17 protein-coding genes and 2 riboswitches are annotated in these 20,691 nt (G+C 36.6%); of the genes, 5 read left to right on the top strand and 12 right to left on the bottom strand.

The window, feature by feature from the left end; all coding sequences use genetic code 11:
- Window positions 1-416: 416 nt before the first annotated feature.
- Window positions 417-599 carry a hypothetical protein gene (locus tag ACIQ7T_RS05855; protein ID WP_370077635.1) on the bottom strand — a complete coding sequence of 61 codons (183 nt, stop codon included), beginning with the start codon at window positions 597-599 and terminating at the stop codon, window positions 417-419.
- A gap of 214 nt (window positions 600-813) precedes the next feature.
- Window positions 814-1,004: riboswitch (cobalamin riboswitch) on the bottom strand.
- A 197-nt stretch (window positions 1,005-1,201) separates the two neighbouring features.
- Complete coding sequence (gene metE, locus ACIQ7T_RS05850) at window positions 1,202-3,496, bottom strand: 5-methyltetrahydropteroyltriglutamate--homocysteine S-methyltransferase (protein WP_402869115.1); 2,295 nt, start codon at window positions 3,494-3,496, stop codon at window positions 1,202-1,204.
- Between the two features lie 186 nt (window positions 3,497-3,682).
- Window positions 3,683-3,861: riboswitch (cobalamin riboswitch) on the bottom strand.
- A 205-nt stretch (window positions 3,862-4,066) separates the two neighbouring features.
- Here metE and ACIQ7T_RS05845 point away from each other — a divergent pair.
- The 4 genes from ACIQ7T_RS05845 to ACIQ7T_RS05830 all read left to right on the top strand — a co-directional run bounded on the left by ACIQ7T_RS05845 (window position 4,067) and on the right by ACIQ7T_RS05830 (window position 7,218).
- Window positions 4,067-4,642: a TetR/AcrR family transcriptional regulator gene (locus tag ACIQ7T_RS05845; RefSeq protein WP_402869113.1), complete on the top strand. Its 576-nt coding sequence runs from the start codon at window positions 4,067-4,069 to the stop codon at window positions 4,640-4,642.
- A 12-nt stretch (window positions 4,643-4,654) separates the two neighbouring features.
- The gene (locus ACIQ7T_RS05840) at window positions 4,655-5,053 is read left to right on the top strand and encodes a DUF5367 domain-containing protein (protein WP_370077629.1); all 399 of its coding nucleotides are present in this window, start codon (window positions 4,655-4,657) and stop codon (window positions 5,051-5,053) included.
- A gap of 59 nt (window positions 5,054-5,112) precedes the next feature.
- Window positions 5,113-5,475: a VOC family protein gene (locus ACIQ7T_RS05835; protein ID WP_370077627.1), complete on the top strand. Its 363-nt coding sequence runs from the start codon at window positions 5,113-5,115 to the stop codon at window positions 5,473-5,475.
- Between the two features lie 381 nt (window positions 5,476-5,856).
- A complete protein-coding gene (locus ACIQ7T_RS05830; RefSeq protein WP_370077625.1) occupies window positions 5,857-7,218 on the top strand; it encodes a C40 family peptidase in 1,362 nt (453 codons plus the stop codon).
- 55 nt (window positions 7,219-7,273) lie between these two features.
- Here ACIQ7T_RS05830 and ACIQ7T_RS05825 read toward each other — a convergent pair whose 3' ends face one another.
- Together ACIQ7T_RS05825 and ACIQ7T_RS05820 are read right to left on the bottom strand one after the other, a co-directional pair.
- Window positions 7,274-8,662 (bottom strand): UDP-N-acetylmuramoyl-tripeptide--D-alanyl-D-alanine ligase, encoded by a 1,389-nt coding sequence (locus tag ACIQ7T_RS05825; RefSeq protein WP_402869110.1) that lies wholly within the window; start codon window positions 8,660-8,662, stop codon window positions 7,274-7,276.
- Between the two features lie 132 nt (window positions 8,663-8,794).
- Window positions 8,795-10,189: a UDP-N-acetylmuramoyl-tripeptide--D-alanyl-D-alanine ligase gene (locus tag ACIQ7T_RS05820; RefSeq protein ID WP_370077621.1), complete on the bottom strand. Its 1,395-nt coding sequence runs from the start codon at window positions 10,187-10,189 to the stop codon at window positions 8,795-8,797.
- 149 nt (window positions 10,190-10,338) lie between these two features.
- Between ACIQ7T_RS05820 and ACIQ7T_RS05815 the strand changes: the two genes are divergently transcribed.
- Window positions 10,339-11,544 carry an ATP-grasp domain-containing protein gene (locus tag ACIQ7T_RS05815; protein ID WP_370077686.1) on the top strand — a complete coding sequence of 402 codons (1,206 nt, stop codon included), beginning with the start codon at window positions 10,339-10,341 and terminating at the stop codon, window positions 11,542-11,544.
- Window positions 11,545-11,638: 94 nt separating this feature from the next.
- Here ACIQ7T_RS05815 and ACIQ7T_RS05810 read toward each other — a convergent pair whose 3' ends face one another.
- The 8 genes from ACIQ7T_RS05810 to ACIQ7T_RS05775 all read right to left on the bottom strand — a co-directional run bounded on the left by ACIQ7T_RS05810 (window position 11,639) and on the right by ACIQ7T_RS05775 (window position 20,690).
- Window positions 11,639-13,921 carry a YheC/YheD family protein gene (locus ACIQ7T_RS05810; protein WP_370077619.1) on the bottom strand — a complete coding sequence of 761 codons (2,283 nt, stop codon included), beginning with the start codon at window positions 13,919-13,921 and terminating at the stop codon, window positions 11,639-11,641.
- Window positions 13,922-14,032: 111 nt separating this feature from the next.
- Complete coding sequence (locus ACIQ7T_RS05805) at window positions 14,033-14,464, bottom strand: hypothetical protein (RefSeq protein ID WP_370077617.1); 432 nt, start codon at window positions 14,462-14,464, stop codon at window positions 14,033-14,035.
- Window positions 14,465-14,650: 186 nt separating this feature from the next.
- On the bottom strand, window positions 14,651-14,986 hold the full coding sequence (locus ACIQ7T_RS05800; RefSeq protein WP_370077615.1) for a DMT family transporter: 336 nt from the start codon (window positions 14,984-14,986) through the stop codon (window positions 14,651-14,653).
- Window positions 14,987-15,003: 17 nt separating this feature from the next.
- Window positions 15,004-15,330: a DMT family transporter gene (locus ACIQ7T_RS05795; RefSeq protein ID WP_370077613.1), complete on the bottom strand. Its 327-nt coding sequence runs from the start codon at window positions 15,328-15,330 to the stop codon at window positions 15,004-15,006.
- A gap of 5 nt (window positions 15,331-15,335) precedes the next feature.
- On the bottom strand, window positions 15,336-15,866 hold the full coding sequence (locus ACIQ7T_RS05790) for a TetR/AcrR family transcriptional regulator (RefSeq protein WP_370077611.1): 531 nt from the start codon (window positions 15,864-15,866) through the stop codon (window positions 15,336-15,338).
- 332 nt (window positions 15,867-16,198) lie between these two features.
- Window positions 16,199-17,713, bottom strand: a complete 1,515-nt coding sequence (locus ACIQ7T_RS05785; protein WP_370077609.1) for an ABC transporter permease/substrate-binding protein — start codon at window positions 17,711-17,713, stop codon at window positions 16,199-16,201.
- Window positions 17,706-18,665, bottom strand: a complete 960-nt coding sequence (locus ACIQ7T_RS05780) for an ABC transporter ATP-binding protein (protein WP_402869106.1) — start codon at window positions 18,663-18,665, stop codon at window positions 17,706-17,708. The genes ACIQ7T_RS05785 and ACIQ7T_RS05780 overlap by 8 nt, the downstream gene beginning before the upstream one ends.
- Before the next feature lie 225 nt (window positions 18,666-18,890).
- A complete protein-coding gene (locus tag ACIQ7T_RS05775; RefSeq protein ID WP_402869104.1) occupies window positions 18,891-20,690 on the bottom strand; it encodes a DUF2201 family putative metallopeptidase in 1,800 nt (599 codons plus the stop codon).
- Window position 20,691: the final 1 nt, after the last annotated feature.

Below are 20,691 nucleotides of genomic sequence, written 5' to 3'. Positions count from 1 at the left end.
GGTGAAGACTAATAATCAGTGGGGATAATACGTCCCACTGATTAAAGTTTCACTTTATCCCGCTTTAACGGGCAGTAATTTATCTATTCCGAAAGCGTGGCTTCAGGTAAAAGATTTAAAACCTTAAATTAGCAAAGAGAAGATGTTTGGTGCGGGATTAACTGCCCGTAAAAGCCCGATTGGTGAAGACTAATAATCAGTGGGGATAATACGTCCCACTGATTAAAGTTTCACTTTATCCCGCTTTAACGGGCAGTAATTTATCTATTCCGAAAGCGCGACTTCAGGTAAAAAATACCAAATCTTAAATTAGCAATGCAAAGAAGTTTGGTGCGGGATTAACTGCCCGTAAAAGCCCGATTGGTGAAGACTAATAATCAGTGGGGATAATACGTCCCACTGATTAAAGTTTCACTTTATCCAACTAACTCTTTCATTACATTCGTATAAGCTGTTAAAATATCATTTTCATGGACAGCATCTTGTTCTACATACTGTTCAACTGTGTCCTTTAATGTTTGAGAAGTACTTGTATATTGCGTTTCCATGACTTCAAATTTTAATAGACTTTCATAATACTCGATTACTTGTGGATTCATGTGTAACACTCCTTCAATTTTAGCATAAAAAAACATCTTTCCTTCATCAGGAAGATGCCTACTATGACAAATACACGACATAATACGGTGATTGACACGGTGAAAAAAGCTTTCTATTGGTAATAGAAGCTACCTTCTTAGCAATCATCGTACTATGAGCATGCAGGAGAATTTCTCTAGTCACACTCAACACCCCCTATCCTCGTAGGTTTTTTGGTTGTACTAGATAAAGGCAGGTCTCCTGGCTTATGTTCATCACACTTTTCACCTTCCCATTACAATGCGTAACAGTGGTCTTTTGAAACGTGCTCACATTTACAGTTGCGGGACAGCGCCGGATTTACACCGATCTTCCCTTTTAAACAAATCGGAATTCCGATTTGTACCTCTATCTTATTATTCCGTTTATATTATTATACCATAGTATCTTGTATAATCGAGTACTTCACCATCTAAGCATCTGTTTGACTAGTCTATCCATCGCTTGGACCACGCTACCTTCGCTTAAATTTTTTCAGTAGCTGTCACTTCACTTTTTCTATAAAAATTTCTGTCGAATAAAAAGAAAAACCTGACCTCTTAAAAAGAAGTCAAGTTTCTATTTAATGTATGGACTGTTGGACTTGTTGACGGAGAGTTTTTGCCGCAGCTACCATATGTGCCAGTGCTGCAACTGTTTCTGTTTCCTTCCTTGTTTTTAAACCACAGTCAGGATTCACCCAAAATTGATTTTTTGATAAAACCTGTAAGCTATCCTGCATAATACTCAGCATCTCTTCTTCGCTCGGTACACGTGGACTATGAATATCATAAACGCCTAGCCCAATTCCTTTTTCATACGGATTGACTTGCAGAGAAGAAATCAGCTCGCCATGGCTACGTGACGTTTCAATTGAAATAACATCAGCATCCAATGCACTAATTGGCTCGATAAAATCATTAAACTCACAATAGCACATATGTGTATGAATTTGTGTTTGATCCTTCACACTAGATGTAGCAAGTTTAAAAGCATTCACCGTCCACTCTAAGTAAGCTCCCCAATTTTCTTCACACAGTGGCAAGCCCTCTCGTAATGCTGGTTCATCAACCTGAATAATAGAAATACCCGCAGCTTCTAGTGCTTCTACCTCTTTTCGAAGTGCCAAAGCAATTTGATAGGATACATCCTCCCGTGAAATATCATCCCGGACAAAGGACCAATTTAAAATTGTCACAGGACCTGTGAGCATTCCCTTTACATAACGATTCGTTTGGCTTTGGGCATAGGCTGTTTCTTTAACTGTCATCGGTGCTTCCCATGCAACGTCACCATAAATAATTGGTGGCTTCACACAGCGAGAGCCATATGATACAACCCATGCTTTCTCCGTAAATGCAAAACCAGTAAGTTTTTCCCCGAAATATTCAACCATATCTGTGCGCTCAAATTCACCGTGTACCAAAACGTCGATATCTAATTCCTCTTGAATAGTGATCCAACGTTTTGTCTCTTGTTCGACAAACGCTGCATAATCCTCATCAGATAGTTGTTTCTTTCGCCATGCACTTCGTGTACGTTTGACTTCGTCTGATTGCGGAAAGCTCCCAATTGTTGTAGTTGGGAACAGCGGTAATTGCAAGGCTTGTTGTTGAACCTTTTGACGTGTTTTAAATTCACTCTGGCGTTCAAAATCTTGTGCTGACACTGCTTTAATGGCTTGTTGAATACTTCTATTTTGACGAGCCGGGTGATTTTTCAACGCTTCAATCGCCTTCATACTTTCAGATGTTTTTTGATTTGAGGGGCTTCCTGTGCCTTGTAAGTATTTTGTTATTTCATTGATTTCAACTAATTTTTCATCTGCAAAAGAAAGGGCATTTTTTAGAACTGGATCGAGCTTTGTTTCGAGAGTAGTTGTAATTGGAACATGCTGTAAGTTACACGAAGATTGAATCCATATTTCTTTAGCACCACTTAGCTGTTCAATAGCTTTAATAGTTGAGCTAGCCTCTGCTAGATTGGAGCGCCAAATATCTCGTCCATTTATAATACCGGCCGCTAATACTTTATCTTGTGGGAAGCCAAATTGACGTAATGCCTCCATATTTTCGCCATAGCCATGCACAAAGTCTAACCCAATTCCTTGAACCGGAAGTGTCACAATTGACTCGTATGCCGATAATGACTCAAAATATGTTTGTAGCATAATGTTAACCTCGGGTACTGATGCAACTAATTGTCTATAAATTTCTTGAACAAGTTTAACCTCCGCTTCATCTAGTGTTGTGGCAAGAGCAGGCTCCTCTAATTGAATCCACTCTACACCAGCATCCACTAACTCCTTTAAGACCTGCGTATAAAGTGGTAGTAATGCTAAAATAAATGTAATCTGCGATAGTTTGTCATAGCCTTTTGTTAATTTACAAAATGTATATGGGCCAATCAATGTAGGTTTTGCTGTAATACCAAACGCTTCCTTAGCCTCTAAAAAGTCTGCCAATATTTTATTTTCTGTTAATTGCAAAGGTTGTCCCTCATATTCTGGCACAATATAATGATAGTTTGTATTAAACCATTTTGTCATTTCACTAGCCACGGCTTTTTTACTACCACGAGCTACCCCATAGTAAGTTTGTAAATCAACTTTGTCTCCCTGCCAATCAAAGCGCTTTGGAACTAAGCCAAACATCATTGCCGTATCCAACATTCTGTCATAGAGTGTGAAATCTCCGACAGTTATCATGTCTATGCCGAGACGAATCTGCTTGTTTATTCGAGCTAGGCGAATATCCTTTAAATGCTGTAAAAATTCATCCTCTGAAAGCTCCTTTTTCCAAAATGCCTCTAAAGCCTTTTTCCATTCACGATCTTCTCCGATATACGGATAACCAACTGTAGTACTTGTATACGTCATGTTTATCTCTCCTATCAATCAAAATAAAAAAAAAGCCACCCTCCTTTTTTTTGGAAAATGGCTGTCATTGCATATCAAAATTAGCTATCAAGAAACAATACGAAATTCTTTCAAAATATCGCATGATTTATTGTCGCACAGGGCCGATATGGTCACATCTCACCACCTATTTCCACGTAGGTATTTGGTGTGTACTAGATATTGGCAGGTCTCCTGGCTTCTCATCAACACGCCTCACAGCCTTCCCAGTTTCCCAGTGGCAATTGTGATTTGCTCCGATTTACAGTTGCGGGACAGCGTCGGATTTACACCGACTTCCCTTTTAAGCCAAACTTTCATTCGGCACCAACTCTTACACAATATTTAATTATGTTTTACTATAACATATATTTTTCTGAAAAGTAGATTTATTTTCAGATTTGTTTGATTCTTCATACTGCTATTATTCCGAACATATGGAATCATCGAAGACTAGCAGCCCCGCTACCAAAAAAACTTGTAAATAGTGGGATATTCTGTTATTTTATAGTTAGTTATCCAACTAACTAATAACAAAGGAGGTGTAAACAAATGGCAAAACCTACTGGTATTGAAAAGTCAGATTTATTAATGGCTGCCAAGCAAAGTTTAGTAGAAAAAGGGATTGAGAAATTCACCTTAAAGGCTGTTGCTGAGCAAGCTGGGGTGACACAAGGAACTATTTATTATCATTTCAAATCAAAAGAGCAAATCATTCTAGAAATTGTCCAAGACATCTGTGAAAATTCCTGGAATGAGATTCTGATGACTGATCGAGAAATGATTCAATCTGCACTTTTCTCTGCAAAAAGTCGATATGAAAATGATGCGTTTTATCATAAATTATTTTTCACCTTAATCGTTTTCGGCTTTACGAACCCAACTATTAGACAGCAAATTGGACAAATTTTAGCGGCTGAAAATGAACATTTATGTAACATTTTAAATAAATTATGGGATACATCACCAATTGATGGCGTGTCGATGGAAACTTGGAGCATTTTTTTCAACGCCCTTATTGATGGCTTAGCCTTACAAGTGATGATGAGGGACGATTTCGATGTAGATGTCTTCTATCAGCAATTAGAAAAAATCCTTCAGACATTGCATCGTCTAGAAAATAATTAGAGGAGGAAAACTATGCGATTCTTTTTATGCTGGGGTTTTGGGATTTGGCTTGTAGCAAGTGCCGTATTTCGATTTGTAGGGCACTACTTTTTTACCCTTGAAGAACCTTTCCTCATGATAGCTACTTACATTTTAGCTATTCCAATCGTTTGGATAGCGACAATACCTATTTATTCTTTGAAAAAGACAAAAGGTACAGAACGGTTACTGGCTGCTATTTGTATCGTATTACCTGGAATGCTCATCGATGCAGTCGTATTGTTAGTTTTCGACAATATTTTCCCGAATTTATCGGCTGACTTAGATCGATATTTCGCCTCATGGCTATTATGGGCTTACTCCCTAATTCTCATTACTGGTTTTACAAATGCTTCATTCGTGAAAAAGAATACTATTCATTCATCAAATTAAAGGATTTTACATTATTATCCTAGAAGTAAGTAATGATTAGAATTAAAGGAGGAGAAAAAATGATTATAGGCTTACATCACGTTCAAATAACAATACCAAAAGGTGAGGAAGAAAAAGGAAGACATTTTTACTGTCAAGTATTAGGACTAAAAGAAATTGAAAAGCCTGATTCGCTGAAAGGACGAGGTGGATTTTGGTTACAGGTCGGCAATAGAGCGGTACATGTAGGTACAGAGGATGGCTTTGATAGATTAACGACGAAGGCTCATATTGCCTATCAAGTTGAAAATATCGAACATTGGAAGAAGGTACTAGCCGAACATCATATAGAAATTTTCGACTCAGTTCCTATTCCTCATTTTGAACGCTTTGAATTTAGAGATCCATTCGGTAATAGAGTGGAGATGATTCAAGAATTCTAAAAGAAAACAGTTGAATAGAAATTATTTTCTATTCAACTGGCATGTCTTCCAACTTTTTAATTTTGCCGGGGTACTTTTACATTTTATCGCCCAACTTTTGAATTTTATCGACTAACTTTCACGTTTTATCACCCAACTTCTGAATTTTATCGACATCCTCCTTCTTTCGATACTAAAAAACACTTCAGCCAACTGAAACATTTGTAATACAACTGTAAATTAAGGCGATGAAGCCTTTTATATCAGGTGTTTACAGCAATTTCCCATCCACCGTGGTAACAATTACCTCAAAGAAGCCCTACTTTTTCATGCTACGATTAATTCCAGTGACAAACCAAATCAGGATTAATCCTAACAATAGCTTCAGGAGGAAATAACAACATGAATAAACGATTTTTATCAACAACATTAGCATTGACGATAGGTTTTAGCACAGTGGGGATGGTACAACCAACTGTTCAACCTATAGAAGTAGAGGCTGCAACAACAAATGCCCTGAATAACTCACAAGCAGTTAATACGAAAGCGGATCAACTAATTCAAGCTGGAAAAAGCTTAATTGGTAAGGCGACATATAGTAATACAGAATACAAGGCTACATATCCTTATAAATTCTCTTGCGCATCATTTATTATGTACATTTTCGAGAAAAATGGTGTTGACCTTGCAACTTATAATGAAGATTATATGATACAGCAAGGAACAGCTGTTAATAGAAATCAATTACAAAAAGGTGATTTACTATTCTTTAAGAGTAAAAAAACTGGGACAGACCCTGACCACGTTGGTATGTATATCGGGGACAATAAAATGATTCACATGGCTGATTCCCAACAGAATATTGTTATTTCTGATTTAAATAGTAAGCCATATTATACAGATAATTATGTAGGTGCCCGCAGAGTTTTACCTACATTACTCTCAGCTAATCCTGCAACAAAGGGCGATAAAATCGTTGAAAACGCTTATAACTATAAAGATAAAGTAACTATGGGTACAACAATTAGTGAGCAGAGTCTACGTTTTACCGGGCCTGGGTTTGTAGAATATGTTTATCGTAAGAGTGGCGTAAACCTTGGTACTACAACCTTAAAGGAACAAATGAATCTGGGATCGACGGTTTCACGTGCTAATTTAAAGAAAGGTGATTTAATTTTCTTTAATAGTGTCGCTGGCTCTCAAACACCTTCACTTGTAGCCATTTATGCTGGGGACCAACGAATAATGATTCCAAGTTCAAGTGGTATTACGACAAGAGTACTGTTCGTTGACTATTATAAAGAGCATTATATTACTGCAAAACGTGTTACGTCAGATAACTCAACTGCAGCTCCTGCTCCAAATCCAGCCCCTAGCACGCCTTCTACTTCTGCTGATAAAATCATCTCTACTGCCTCAAATTTGAGTAGTAAAGCAAAGTTTGGTTATTCGTATGACGAAAGCTCACTTACGTTTACGAGCGCAGGATTTACTTACTATGTTTTTAAACAGCATGGGATTGATTTAAAAGATAAATTAGCAAGTAGACAAGCATTAGTTGGGACTAAAGTGGAAAAAGCACAGTTACAAAAAGGAGATCTGATCTTCTTCTCTACTAACAATGGAGGAAAAGATATTACACAAACAGGCATCTATCTTGGTAATAATCAGTTTATTAGTATGACATCTAATAATGTTGTAAAACAAAGCCTAACTTCAACATGGGCAAATCAAAACTATGTAACAGCTCGTCGTGTTTTATAATATAAATACAAAGAAAAAGAAGTATTCTTCTATTGAGAATACTTCTTTTTCTAGCTTATTTTTTATTTTTTAACTGATTCGCAAATTCTATCATAGATTTGCTAGACATTGGACCTTTAATAAGTACAATGGTTTCATTATCGAGCTTATGCTTTAGTACATCTAAAACGCCTGTAACATCTTTAAACATATGAACATCTGCCTTGGTGCCTTCCTTCAACGCTTGATTCGCAATATTTTCTGCTCTATTGCCAATAGTAATAAGCGTATCAACATTTCTTTTCGCGACCATTGTGCCAATCTCTCGATGATATTTTTCTTCGAAATTTCCTAACCTCTTAATATCACCTAAAATAAGAATTACTTTCTTCCCTTTTCCTATAGTATCTAAAACCTTTAGTGCCGCTTCAACAGAAGTCGGGTTATTTGTCCAAGTATCATCTACGATAGTACATTCACCTATGCCCGTAGAAAATTCTAAGTGTCTTGCCATCGCTTTGAACGTTTTTAATTGCGAAATTGCGACAGCCATGGAAAGTCCCATTTCCTTTATGGCAGCTATAGCCGCTAATGCATTATATACCTGGTGTTCTCCGTATCCTGGAACAAATAAATTGTATTTGTTATTTGACACTTTTAGTACAAATTTCATGCCGCCTTTTGTGAATTGTATATTCGTAGCTTGATAATCTGCCTTTTCGTTGACGCCAAAGGTAATAATCTTTCCTCTAAATTTATTTAGGGGGATTTTTTTAATGTTTTCATCATCACCATTAATGATTAACGTGCCATCTTTTCTTATTCCTTCTACAATTTCTGCCTTTGCTTTGATATAACCATCAAGATTATTGCATCCATCTAAATGATGGACACCAATATTCGTAATAATACCAATCGTAGGCTGATAGATCATACATTGGTGTTTAATATTCCCTATATTCCCCAATCCTAATTCAAAGATAGCTGCTTTTGTATTCTGATCGATTCCAGTCAAGTACGGTAAGGATTGCCGTGGCTCATTTTTACTGCTGACAGATGCTTGAACATTCCATTCCTTACTAGCTATGTGTTTAATCATTTCTTTCGTTGTCGTTTTACCACATGTTCCGGTTAAAGCAACGACTGGTATTTGAAATAGATTTCTGTAATGCCCCATGAATTTCCAATAGGCATGCAAAATACTTTTGACGCGTATAACGGCCGTATTCTTCAGCGCATTTTTCAATTCCTCTGAAGATTTATCAGAAATGACTAGAGATGGTCCCTTTCGATCTATTTCTTGCCAGTTAATTTGATCACTTTTACTAACAAACATAAGTGTATGATTTTGAGTCAGATCATGTCGGTTATAATAAATTGCATGTTTAACAGACCAGTGTTCAGAACCGCTTAATAATTCTCCTTGTAATAATTTTCTTATATCGCTCACACTTATATGTTGCAAGTTAACTACGCCCCCTTTCTATAAAGTATATTTCTGAATAAATGAATATCATAGTTTATGCATTTCAAGCAATTGACTATAAATATGCTCATTCTAGTAAATGATGAAAAATAACATTTATTTAGGTGAAATCTATTCGGAAGTAGATGATTTTTTTATTTTTAAATCATCTGCCAACTTAGAAACTTCTTTACTATACATATCTCCTTTAATGAAAAGAACCGTATTTTCATCTACAATATCTTCTAACAATTTATAGACGCGTGTACTATTTTTAAAAATATACACAGGTGAACTCATTCCTGCCTCAATGGCATGAAGCGCCATAATACTTGCATGTTCCCCTATCGTAATAAGTACATCGACCCCAATTTCACTAATTAATTCTCCCGCTTGTTCGTGAATGATATATCCCCAAGACCCTAAATCTGTTATCGTCCCAATAACGGCAATCGTTTTCTTGCCTTCTCCGAGCGCTTTCAAAACTTTTAATCCTGCCTCCAAAGAAGTAGTCGTAATATTCCATGTATCATCTAGTAATATGGAATTATTAATGCCTTTAAATACCTGAAGCTGCTTATTCAATTTTCGGAATGATGGCAGTTGTTCAGCTGCTAAAGAAATCGGCAAACCCATTTCACAAATAGCTGCAATCGCAGTGAGCGCATTATATACTTGATGCTCGCCAAAACCTGGTACATAGATTTCATAGAGTTTCTTCTTGTGATGAACATTGAACAGCATACCATTTTTGTGGTAGCGAATATCTCTTGCTTGAAAATCACAGGATTCATGCTTACCTACTTTAATAATGCGTCCTTGAAACTTTGATAAATCTATTTTACTTGAGTTGCTATCATCAGCATTCAGGATTAAGGAGCCTGTAGGACTAATAATGTCCAACATTTCACCCTTTGCTTGGATATACCCCTCTAAAGTTTTACAATAATTTAAATGATGTGCTCCTATATTTGTAATAATCCCAATAGTCGGCTTGAAATATTGCCCCGCAAGTTTGATGTCCCCCGGTGAACCAACAGCTGTTTCATAAACGGCTGCGTCGGTATGATCATCAATATTCAGTAAATATTGCAAAGAAGCAGTTCTAGAATTACTACTAAGTGGCGTGGATGCTACATTTTTTTCTGCAGAAAGTATATGTTTGATCATTTCCTTCGTCGTCGATTTACCAGAAGTACCAGTAATGGCTACAACAGGGATATTAAATTGATTGCGATAAAAATTTACGAACTCCCAATAGGCCTCATCTGTATCTTCTACTTTAATGATAATTATTTGCTCAGGTAATTCATTTTGACTGTATAATCTATCGGTTACAACCACTATAGGATAAAGTGACTCATAATCTTTCCAGTTCACAATACGCTTATTTGTAAAAAGGGCGGTATTTGGTTTTTTCACTTGCTTCAGTCGATAAGCGCCATGTTGAATCAACACTTCCCCCGACCCTTGCACTAAATGGCCTGCAGTAATGACTGTTAAATTCTGCACCGTAAGAGGCTTCATATTATTTTCCCCTCCTTTCCACTCTAGTATATGTAGCTTCTTAAAAGTTGCTTGGATGTATGCGAGATACATAACTAGAGGAAATCTATTTCTTCGCATATATATATAGTTGATAAAGTATCTAACGAACAATAGAAGGAGTGATATACCTGAAAACAATAATATTTATCGGCACTAACAAATCCGGGTCAAGTCGTGAAGCAACAATAGCAGCAGAAAAATTAGGTTATTTTACAGTCCTTTTTACAAACAACGACAAGCAGTTACAGCAGAGAAAAGCCTACCCAGATATTCATAAAATGATTCTTATTGATACTTCGAATATAGAAGACATGAAAGAAGAAATTTATAATTTAACTAAAACTGGGTTAGAAATAAAATCTATTGTTAGTTTTGTCGATCCTTTTGTCCATATTGCCTCAATTTTATGTGATGAATTTTGTGTCAACTATACGTCTTCAACAGCTATTGAAATGATGGAGGATAAAGAAAAAACTAGAAACTTTTTAAAGAACCAACCTTATTCTCCTAAATTTTTTCTTCTCAAGCCAAATGAGTCCTTCTCTAATAACTTGGCATTTCCACTTATTGTGAAATCTCCAAAATCAACAGGCTCTAAAGATGTTTTGTTAGCAAACGACTCAGACCAACTGAAGAAACACCTGAGCCATCTGCGAAGCAAAAATCCTCGTGAAACCATAATGATTGAAGAATATATCGAAGGTCCGCAATATTTAGTAGAAGCACTTGTCTATAAACGGCAAGCTAATATCATCGGTATTATTGAACAAGAAATTACTCAAGGTAAACGTTTTATCATTACTGGTTATGGTGTTCTCGTTAAAGCTCCAAAAGAAATTCAAGCTGGTCTTGAGGAAGTTCTCCAATCTATTGTTACAGCGTTTAACATCGAAAATGGTGCACTGCATTTAGAGCTTCGTTTAACAAAGAATGGCTGGAAGCTTATTGAGATTAACCCACGAATCTCAGGGGGAGCAATGAATACTATGCTTCACGCCGCTTTTGGATTTAATTTAGTGGAAGAAACACTTAAATTATTTTTAGGTGAGCGCCCCGATATCAATCCAAAGCATCGAAAGTTTGTCTATACAAAATACGTCATTGTTGAAAGTAAAGGGATTTTAGAAAAAGTTATTGGAAGAAATAGAGCAACGAATTCACCAGGAGTTGTGGATGTATATGTGAAGCCGAAAAGAGGGACATTGTTGACCCCCCCTTTATCGATGGGACATCGTTATGCATATGTAATTGCGGAAGGCGCAACATTAGCGGAAGCTAAAAATAAAGCCATTAACGCCGCAAAAGAAATAAAGTTCATTCTAAAAGTATCTTAGATTTTGAAAATGCTCTCATACGATGATCTCTTTAGCAAAAAAATATCCCGAATAATTGTTTCCTTCAAAAGGTCAATTACTCGGGCTTTTTTATTTATTCTTGAAATTTTTGATCTAAAAATTTAACCGTATCAAACATATTCGTTTTACTAGCACCCTTTACTAAAATAGTGTCGTGAGGTTGTATCACTTTCTCTAAGAGTGCATGCAATTCATCCTTATTCAAGAAATGATAAACTTTAGAAGGATCCATCCCTATTGCCTTCGCTGCTGCTCCCATTTCCTCCGTTCTAAAACCATAAGTGATGAATAAATCTATGTCTTGCTCGTAAATGTATTCGCCCAATTTACGATATTCCTCTTCTCTCAAATCCCCTAATTCTCGCATTTGACCAATAATAGCAATTTTACGTTTCTTCGCTATATTTGTCAGAACATCAATAGCAGCACGTACGCCCTGCGGATGAGAGTGAACGGTATCATCAATAACCGTAATATCATCACGACAGTTATAAATCGTTAATCGTCTAGGTGGTTTTTTGAAATTTAGCCCTGCTTTAATATCTGCTGGACTAAACCCTAAATAATCTGCAACCGCAACTGCATTTAGCGCATTATAAACATGATGTTCTCCTAAAATTGGGATATACATGGCAATTTCCTGTCCATGTAGCTTTATTTTAAAGGACATACCTATGTCTTTATATTGAATATCATAAGCTTGATAGTTCGCTGTGCTATGAATACCTACTGTTAAGATTTTTCCTTTAAACTGCTGAGTCTCTAAATACTTAGAATTATCATCGTCCTTATTCAGGATTAATAAACCGTTTTGGTCCATGCCATGTATTAATTCCGATTTTGCCTTGGCCACTCCTTTAATATCTCCATCAAAGTTGCCCACATGAGCTAAACCGATATTTGTGATAATACTAATATTTGGTTGAATAATGCTACAGTGATTTGTAATGATACCTGGATAAGCCATCCCGTACTCAAGCACAACAGCCTCATGTGAAGCATTAATTTCTTCTTTATGTTTTTTCGTATGCTCTGTTGTATTCCAATAATCTTTTGACTCAAAGATGTTCCATTTTACCGATAAAATGGAGGCTAGGAATGCTTTTGATGTCGTTTTTCCAGCACTGCCGGTAATCGCAATGATGGGTAAAGCCTTTTCTTTTGCTAAAATTTTTTCTTCTGGTAGAGCTTTTACTTCTGGTGAAGCCTTTTCTTCTGCTAAAATTTTTTCTACTGGTAAAGCCTTTTCTTCTACTAAATCCCTTTCTTCGGACGAATCCCTATCTTTCCTATATTGCCTAATTTCCCTTTTAATTTGCTTCTGATTCTTAGCAAGGTACATTGCATACCTTATAGTATTGATGACCACATCTAATTCTAAATAAAAAGCAGGAGGACAACCTGGTCGCCAGTTCACTTCATACATCCAAATTTTTCTTTGTTCATCTAAGCCTACATCAATGCCAATTTCATCAATAACTTCTCCAAATTGCGCCATCTGAATTTCATCTAAATGGCGAGCCAATGACAAGGAAAAATGCTCTAACATACGTCGAATATCATAAGCATCTTCTTTAAATTCCTGCTCTAAAAAAGGATCTAAATAATTCGTAAAACCACCATTGTTAATATTCGGTATAATCGAGCCATTTGGTGCAATTCGCGGATAAACCGTCGTTATAACCCATTCACCCTCACCGTTTTTTTGAACATGTAGACGAAAATCATAAATTTGACCTGATTTTGTTTTTGATTGAATATAGGGCTGCACGATAAAGATGCCTGTAGAAAGTTGACCTCTAATTAACTCATCTAGCTGTGACTGTGTACAGAAAGTAGTTTCCCTATCCTTCTTTACCTCAAAGTTAGTTCTTCCTACTTTTGAAATAAAATAAATCCCTTTTCCCTTCCGGCCATCTATCGGTTTAAATACGACTTTTTTATAAAAAGCCATAAATTTATGCAGTAAATCAACATTTTCAACAACCTCAGATGGAATTAAATACTTATCAAATTCCTTTGCTTCTTTAAGTCGCTTCATAACATTCCATTTATTACCTATAGAATGAGTTGTAAAAGGTATTTCCTTTTTCAATTTCTCAATAATGTCCTTTGATACAGATAATTTTTCTGGACTTCCTGCATTGTATATAACATCCGGAAAGGGCATCATTTTTTCATGCCAATCACCATTTTCATATACCTTTCCTCTAATGGAACGTTTATCAAAGTCAACGCTTTTTGGTGTAAAGTAAAAAAATTGAGCTCCTTCTGCTTGTGCAACGGCCGCAAATGCATATGACTTAAGAACAGTTCTAGGATCTAGCCGATGATGCAACATTCCTATAATTGTCATCCATTAATCTCTTCCCTTCATAGGATTCTCTCTCTAATAAATTCAATGACTACAACGTGCACCTAGACAGATGCTCTAATTTTTATGTTATTTTAATAGTTAAAAATTTAATCACCATTTGGGCTCAATGATAAATTTCCCTTTTAACATGTCAGGCTTTAATAACTGAATCGCAGAAATACCACTTAAATCAATGGATTTTTCTGAGGATGTTCGCTCTAATCGGACAACCTCAGCCATCAAATTCGTATCATGCCCTTCATAATCATAGCCTCGCAAAAGCGAAACAGTTCCACGACACCGTTCTCTATCAATAGCCTCTATGCGAAAAAACTCTGTTTCAAACTGCTTTACAGTATCCATAAGCCTTAAGTGAGTACCGTTGTGTGTTAATAAAAAAAAGGGAATCGTATCGCTTCCCACTATTTTCACAAGCAGCTGACCAAAATATTTAGAATGAAAATCCTTTATCACATCCTGGAGTGCTTTTATGTCGTAGAGCGCTTCACATAGAAAATGGTTTTTTTTGTTTTCATTATTCATTTCCCCAGCCCTCCTAAGTCTTAATGAGCTATCCATAAACATTGAAACAATTCCAAACATATTTAACACCTTCTCGCTATAATATGTAGCACTTAGGAATATGACGACTTTTTTCGTAAAAGAAGCAAGGATTCTACAAAAAAAGAAAACGTCCATTTTATTTGGGACGTTTTCTTTTTATTAATATTATGTTGTCGCATTATGATGGTCTCCCTGATTTAGCAGAATAACCCCACCAATAATCATAGTAATTCCGATCGCAGAGTAAAGATTAAAAATATCTCCCCATACAACGATACCGACAATAACTGTTAATGCTGTACCTACGCCAGACCAAATGGCGTATGCAAGACTTAATGGTAACGTTTTTAAGCATAGGGACAATGAATAAAACGAAATGCCATATCCTACTGCGACAGCTATGGATGGTCCCAGAATTGTAAATGCTTCTGAAAACTTAAGCATCGTTGTTGCAATTACCTCGCTGACAATGGATAACGCTAAAAATAAATAACCCTTCATTTTTACAAATCCCCCCCTTAATGTCCGCTACCAGCAAGGTTAAGCATAACCACACCGACAATAATTAAGAGAATACCCATCATTTTTTTTAGATTGAGTAATTCCTTATACAAGACTACACCGATGATCGCCGTTAGCGCCGTTCCTATTCCTGCCCATATCGCGTAAGCAGTGCCAATTGCTAAAGATTGTAATGTTAGAGAAAAGAAATAAAAAGCCGTTCCATATCCAACCACTACACCAATTGAAGGGAATAGTCGTTTAAAGCCATTTGTAAGTTTCAGCATCGAGCTTGCAAAAACTTCTGAGATAATTGAAATGAATAAAAAACCAAAAACACTCATGTATGTTAGTCCTTCCTTGTCACGTGCATTAATTGTTCAAAGACACCGTCTGCTGCCTTAGCCGAAATCGGTGCAATATTTAATAGTTTCGAATAATACAGTCCATCAATCGTTAACCGAATCAGATGAACAACGGAATCCTCCAAACCATCTTGGAACAATTCGTCAAGTAAACAGTCATAAACTGTTGAGATAGCTGAATGGTCATTTTGCATAATTTGAATCGCAATATTTAAGGATGCCCCATTCGCAAGATCTTTTTGAGACGCTAAGATAAATGCTCTCGTCAAACCCCCTGTCCCTTGCTCAAGGCTTGCTAAATGTTCATAGGATTGTACAACCTCGTTCAAAATCGTTTCAGCGATTGCTGTTTGAAGCGCATCCTTCGTATTAAAATGATACAATAATCCACCTTTGCTAATGTTCGCCTTACTGGCAATTTTATCTAAAGTTAAAGTACTTAAATCATTGTCCTTTAAATAATCGATCGCCGTTTGGATAATAAGTGAACGTTTTAAATCTGCTTTTGATGACATAAAATTGCCCCCTTTTAAAGTAAAAAACCGTCTGGACGGTCTTTTTCATTTTATAACTCTTAATTCACATCGTCAATTATATTGTCAAAAAATTTCGAGACCCGATTAGCATTTACTTTTCGAGTCTCAATTATTCTTCATCCTCTATACTATTTCCAGGTTGAGAGCCTAATACCTTACACTCGCTTTAACTTAGAAAAACGTACTGCTCACACGTGAAAGCCCTGATACTAAAAGGGGCTCAGTTTATCTTCTTATACTATTGATGAGAATATTGAAGTCAAGCCCGCGGAAGCATCTCTTTTCTAGCTACTTGTACTATGATTTTCATCTTACAACAATCCTGCCTTTGTTAAATAGTCGCGTGCCACTTTTTCTATGTTTTGGCCTTCTACATTTACTCGATAATTCATTTCGCGCATCTCATCATCTGTTATTTGATTTGCCAGCTTCTTTAAAGCTGTTTCAATCTCAGGATATTTCTCTAGCGTCTCTTTCCTTAGTAAAGGAGCTCCTTGATAAGGTGGAAATAGTTGCTGATCATCTGCTAAAACTTGCAGATGATATTGACGTATTTCACTATCCGTCGAGTACGCATCTAATAAATCTATATTTCCTGATTCGATCGCTTGATATCTAAGCTTTGGCTCCATTGTTGCTATGTTAGAAAGTGTAATACCATAACGCTTTTGAATGCCCAAATAACCATCTTCTCGATCATTAAATTCCAATGTGAAACCGGCTTTTATCATTTCTTGAATGGGCTTAATGTCAGAAATTGTTTGCAAATGATAAGTATCAGCCATTTGTTTTGATACTGCCAATGCATACGTATTGTTATATTTCATCGGACTAAGCATCACCATGTCAAATTTATTCATCATGCCTTCTTCTGCCTGATGATACACATCTTCCTGATTATTGTTGATGGCTTCCTCTTTTAAAAACTCTGAAATTGCCGTTCCAGTAAATTCTGGATAGATATCGATACTGCCAGATTTAAGGGCATTAAATACAAAGGAAGTTTTACCAAGTCCAGGTTTTAATTGCACCTTTAAGTCTGTTTCATTTTCAATAAGCAATTTATACATATTAATAAGAAGCTCTGGCTCAGATCCAAGCTTACCTGCAATGACAATTTCTTCTTTCTCTTTGAAGTTTAGTAGCGGAAAGAAAAACATTATTAATGCCACTACACTAATAATGCTCAATGATGTCATTGTTTTTTTAAACGACAGTGATTCTAGTTTTTTTAGTAAGAAATCGAACACTAATGCTAAAATCGCCGCAGGGACAGCCCCTAAAATAATAAGTGCGGTATTATTTCGGTCAATTCCAAGCAAAATGATATCCCCTAATCCCCCAGCTCCAATTAATGCCGCTAAAGTTGCCGTTCCGACGATTAATACCATAGCTGTTCGAATCCCTGCCATGATAACAGGCATAGCAAGAGGCAATTCTACTTTCACTAATCTCTTTCGAGTATTCATCCCCATCGCCATCGCCGCCTCCTTTAAAGAAGGATCTACTTCATTTATCCCAGTAAATGTATTACGTAAAATCGGAAGAAGTGCATAAACAACTAAAGCTATAATTGCAGGAACCTTTCCGATACCAAACAACGGGATCAATAATCCTAATAACGCTAATGAAGGAATCGTTTGCAAAACTGCACTAATACCGATAATACTTTCTGCTATTTTCTTTTTATTCGTTAAATAGATTCCTAGAGGGATAGCAATCACTACCGCAAGAAACAATGCAATGAATGAAATTTGAATATGCTCTAATAAAGATGCCCATAGTTGGCCTTTACGTTCGCTAAACACATCAAAAAAATTAGCCATTTAAATTACCTCTTTCTAAGGAATCCTGTGCTAAATACCGAAGCATGGTTGCTCTCGTGATAATGCCAATGATTTCACCGTTTTCTTCCACACCTAAACATTCATATTGAGCTAGTTTTTGAAGAATGGTATGCAAAGAATCATCGGAAGAAATGGTGTTCTCTCGATTTCTTGGATGAACCTCATCAGCAATTGGTTCAATTACAGTCTGGATACGGAAAGTCCCATACTCTTTTATCCCAACAAATTCTCGAACAAAATCATTAACAGGATTTTGTATGATTTCATGTGGGGTACCAATCTGTACAATCTCTCCATCCTTCATGACACATATGCGATCACCAAGTTTTAAGGCCTCTTGCATATCATGCGAAACAAAGACGATTGTTTTTTGTATCGTTTGCTGAAGCTCAAGAAGATCATCTTGTAATTTCGTGCGGCTAATCGGATCTAAAGCACTAAAAGGCTCATCCATTAAAATGATTTCGGGATCAGCTGCTAATGCACGAATAACACCGACCCTTTGTTGCTCACCACCAGAAAGCTCTGTTGGCTTACGCTGACTATATTTATCTGGTTCGAGTCCAACCATATCCAATAATTCACGAACTCGTTGCTGAATTTGCGGTTTACTCCATTTCTTCAATTCAGGTACAACAGCTATATTTTCTTCAATCGTCATATGGGGGAAAAGTGCAATTTGTTGAAGGACATAGCCGATATTCCATCGCAATTCATGAATATTGTAATCACTAATTCTTTTACCATTAATTCGGATGGTTCCTTCTGTTAAGTGAATTAATCGATTAATCATCTTTAATAATGTTGTTTTTCCACAACCACTAGGTCCAATAAGAACAAAAAATTCTCCCTTATGGATCTCTAAATTAATAGCTTTTACTGCGACTTGATCATTTACATATTTTTTTGTAACATTTTCAAATGCTATCATTGTATAAGCTCCTTTTTTAAAGAGACATTATTTTACTTATTATTATTCACCAACTAAAGGGCTCATCACCATAATGTGTGGTTGATTTCCGTTCCGGCCGGGCGCTTTCCTGGGGTGTCTATCCCGTCAGTATGCCTCTCTTCCCGCCAATTAACTACCTAGCCCCTCTTTCAAAAAAATCCATAATGATTGTTTTAAAATCATTATGGATTTTCATTTAAGATTTTATTTCATTCTAAAAACCTCACCTTTAGGTACAAAAGGAAGTTTTGCACCTTGAGGGATAACAAATGCATGCTCTCTTTTAATAGATAACCGATCACATTCCCCATCCGTAATGATAAGAATCGGGCCATTTTTCGGGAAATCAGGTGCTTCTTCAATCAACCGTATTCCAGGCTGTAACACGGTTCCACCTCTACCTCTGACTTTCACTTTTGTCAAAAGGTCTTCAGGAGGCAAGTATCCAGCATCATAGGCGATCGCATCGCAAAATATGACTCGTACTAACGGAACATCTCTTGCAATGCTATAGCTCGCAATTGTTCCTAGTGCTTTTCCTAATAATACACGATCCATCGAACCAGAAGTATCAATGATTACAGCAAAAGTACGCCCGTCCTCTTCCCCACTTTGTTGAATCCATCTTGGCCTTGCAATATCAGGTGTTGAAGCTTGTCTTCTACTTGGACGCGCGTAGGTCCTAATTTTTTCTAAAGGCTGAAACATACGATCAAACCATTTCGCCAACTCTACATCCCATGCAATAGGCGGCTGGGAGAGACTTCGAATTTCTTCAATTAAACCTTGAGGTAGATATCCTCGTTCTTGAGAGATATGATAGCTTAATCCTTGACTTAAGGCTCTTCTATAAAAGGTATCAATGTCAATTCCCACTTTCCCTTGCCAAAAGTCTGTTTTTTTTGTTTCAATGAGATCCACTGCCCCTTGCCCTCTAAAGGTGCGTAATTTTCTATACATCCTGATGTCCGTCACAATTCGATCGTAGATAGATTCTGTGGATAACCCTTTTAGCTCTGGATCATATAATCCTCCAATTTCTGGCATGTCTCCAATTTTCATTTCGATAAGCCAGCCATTGATGACATAATCACAAGCAACATTCCACAAATAGGGATCACGCCCTTGTCTTCGAGTAGCATGGCTTAAACCCGCATGAAGAAGTTCGTGGGCTATTAAAAATCTCATTTCTTCATCCGTCATAGGTACCGAGGAATTAATATAAATTTCCTTTGTATCAACCGAAATGGCAGCAACAGAAATATCCATTCTTGTACAGACAAGTGGATCGTCAATAATGTTAAAATCAGAAGCAAGCGCACCAAAAAGTGGATATGAGCTCATAAACCAAGCTTTAGCCTTCTCTGCTTGTGTTTTAATGGCCGAGCCAGAAAGAGAGCTGTCTACCCCTCCTGCTACTCGAATGGCACTTTGAACTGCTCTGGATAATCCTTCCGCAAATAATACAGAGAAATTGCTATTCCCTCTATAAAAGTAGTATTCTTTTTTTTCCTGAGAAATAAAAAAATCAGCTTCTCCTGGTGATGTACTATAGTTCCTTAAATGTTCTGGAACCCCATCTCTTATAAATCTTTCATACAATTTCTCTTCATTGGCGAAAGAATCAAAAATAGGTTCATTCATTTCTCGTGGTGCCTGCCCAAATTTTAATTCTGCAAGAAATTTTGTAATGTAACAATCACAGGCAATATTCCAAAGTTCCTGATGTTCTTTTGGTTGCTTATGGTTTAAACCTAAATGCAATAAGCAATGAGCTATAACATAAGCCCATTCATTTGGCTGGCCATTTTTCTCATTATTAATATATATATTGCCAGAGCTTGTTACATACGCCCAATCTTTTAATGGCATTTCTTTGTACTGAACATAAACAGCTTCAAATAATGCTTCAAATAAAGGATGCTCGCTTACGATCGCTTTTCCTCGAGCAATATTCTTTTCATTTTTATGTTCAATATTCGATTTACTCTTTTTTTTCGCCATT

Source organism: Lysinibacillus sp. NPDC096212, assembly GCF_044763105.1.
Taxonomy (GTDB): Bacteria; Bacillota; Bacilli; order Bacillales_A; family Planococcaceae; genus Lysinibacillus.
The sequence above is the reverse complement of the archived record's forward strand: the minus strand, read 5'-3'. Positions and strand labels throughout refer to the sequence as shown.